This window comes from Synechocystis sp. LEGE 06083 (assembly GCF_015207725.1).
GTDB lineage: Bacteria > Cyanobacteriota > Cyanobacteriia > Cyanobacteriales > Microcystaceae > Synechocystis > Synechocystis salina.
In genome coordinates this window covers 1-2,615 of record NZ_JADEWJ010000383.1, presented here as the reverse complement: position 1 = coordinate 2,615, position 2,615 = coordinate 1, and the positions used below count along the sequence as shown (strand labels likewise).

General features: G+C 52.0%; 2 protein-coding genes. One reads left to right on the top strand and one right to left on the bottom strand.

Annotated elements, in window-relative coordinates; translation table 11 throughout:
* A partial coding sequence (locus tag IQ219_RS18835; protein ID WP_194073626.1) for a CHAT domain-containing protein occupies positions 1 to 253 on the top strand: 253 nt, incomplete at its 5' end.
* A gap of 41 nt (positions 254 to 294) precedes the next feature.
* Here the strand turns inward: IQ219_RS18835 and IQ219_RS18830 are convergent.
* Positions 295 to 2,615: HD family phosphohydrolase (locus IQ219_RS18830; RefSeq protein ID WP_228017376.1), on the bottom strand; the 2,321-nt coding region annotated here is incomplete at its 5' end.

Here is a 2,615-nt window from a genome sequence, read left to right as displayed (position 1 = left end):
GGATGGGGTGTTAGGACTATCCCGGGCTTGGTTAACGGCGGGAGCTAAAAGCGTACTGGTTTCCCTCTGGTCTGTACCAGATGAACCCACGGCTCTGTTGATGACCAATTTTTACCAAAACCTAGCCCAGGGAGAAAATAGTGCCACTGCCCTTAGGGATGCCATGGTGACAGTCCGGCAAAAATATCCCCGACCAGTCAATTGGGCCGGCTTTACGGTAATGGGAGCCAGCGAAACTTTGTCCGTGCCATAGCTAGGGCCGGGGTGGATCGCCTTTGATTAACTTGACCAACCTCAAAATCTGGTGGTGGAAGGGCTAGTTACCTGCACGTCCAACGCCGCCTTGGGATAGGCAATCCTTTGGTGGTGGAACTGTTGCCACACCCGCACAAACACATCGGCAATAATGGGCAGTTCTTCGTATTTCAAGCCACTGTCTTGCAGTTGGTTGTCCCGCCAGCGGGCCTTAAAAATACGGTTAACCATGGCCATAGCAGTTTCTGGATTAGCTTCCCTGAGGGAACGCAATGCCGCCTCACAACTGTCCGCCAGCATGACAATGCCCGTTTCTCGGGACTGGGGAATGGGCCCCGGATAGCGAAATTCTTCCTCATTGATCGGCGGTTCTCCGGCCTTTTCCGCCGCTTCTTTGGCTTGAATATAAAAATAAGAAATCAACATTTGTCCCTGATGTTCCGGAATAAAGTCCCGCACCACCTGGGGCAAACCATAACGTCGGGCCATCACTAACCCTTCGGAAACGTGTTTTTTGATAATGTCCACACTGATGTAGGGATCATTGATTTCATCGTGTTTATTGGGGCCCCCCATTTGATTTTCGATGAATCCCAAGGGGTCGTGCATTTTACCAATGTCATGGTACAAAGTTCCGGTTCTGACCAGTTCAACGTTACAGCGCAATTCCCTCGCTGCCGATTCCGCTAAACAAGCCACAAATAGGGTGTGCTGGAAAGTACCGGGGGCCTCCTTGGCCAACCTTTGTAGTAGGGGGCAGTTGGGATTACTCAATTCCACCAGCCTCGTGGGGGTCACCACGTCGAACAATCTTTCTAGGTAAGGGGAAACGCCGATCGCCATGGCACTCCAGGCTAAACCAAGTAGGCCATAGACAATGGCACTGGGGAGGGCCGTGTACCAAATAATTGTGACTGCCGAGGCGTTAACAATTAGATATGTGAATAAATAAACTATGCCCTGGGTAGCGCCTACCCCCACCCCCAACAGGGCCAACTCATCCCGGGAACGGAGCTTGCTGGCAATCATACCTGCTAGCAAAGCCGCCGCCCCACTACCCAGCAAATATTCCCAAACGATGGATTCCATGGCAAATGCGGATAATCCCCCCACCAATACCACTTGGGTGATGGCTAGGGTGGGGCCGTAAAAGCTACTGGTGAGTAAGCTAATGGCCGGCAGGTTATTGTAAATCGGATCAAGTAAAAATAAAACGGGTGTGCTAATGCTGAGCAGACAGAGGAGAATGTGATCTCGCCGCCGTAGGGGCCGATGGATGCGTCGACTCACCCCACAAAAAATGATTAAGGCTCCCCCCACTAACCCTGCTGTCCGCAGTAGACCCTGCCAATTGATCTGTCGTTGACTCAGGCCGTAGCCATCCAGCAAAACAAATTGTTCCTGGGTAATGGCTTCCCCTGCCCGCACAATTACACTGTTTTTCTCCGCGGATACCTTGACGGTTTCCATGGCCAATACGGCTTTTTCCGCTAGGTTTTTGGTGGCTTCCTTGTCAACAGTGAGATTATATTTATCCCTGAGTAAATTATTTAAGCTACCCTCCGCTACTTGGTGGGCTTGGGGGGGCAAAATGTTGCGCAAGTGGAGTTGCACTGTTTCCCCCAAAAGAGGGGCTGTGATGCCCGCCGGAAGCCCTTGGGTGAGAATACGGTCATGGACTTGGATAATGGTCTGTTGGGTAGTTTGCCAGGTGGGCCCGTCTAACTTCAACGCCCCTATTTGATTATTGGTAATCTGGCGATCGGCTTTAACCTCTGCTAAGCGGGCCGTCACCCGGCTATATCTGTCCTGGGCCGCTCTGATGCTGGTGAGCAAGCCAGCCATGGTCTGGGGGGAAGTGGTCGCTTTTTGTTGATCAAATAATTGTTGCAGTTTGGCCAACTGGGGGGAGGCCATGGGCAGAGGCTGGCCATTATTCAGGTAATTTTCCAACTGCTGCCATTCCGCTGGCCCCAGACTGCGGAGCAAGTGTTGCTGCTCCAGGGTAAAAATATTGGTGTCTATGTAGGGAAAGGTGCCAGCCAGATAACGAAGCTGATTGATGGCATCCAGATATTGGCTTCTTTGTTGCTTCAGTTGGGCGGTTAGCTCATTGTCCCGTTGTAGGCGGGGAATGGTGCCAGCCCGCACTTCTTTCCGCTTTTCCTCTGTGGTTCTTTCGTCCACAAAACTGCCATCTTCCGGAGCATAGATGGTGTAGGGGGATTCGGTCCCAACGCTGAGTTGGGGTTGGTTATAAAAACGGTAGCCCACTACCCCCGTGAGGGAAACCACGGTAATACCCAACATGACTGGTGGGTGGGCAATGCGGACAAACCTAGAGCGGTGGATTTTTTGCC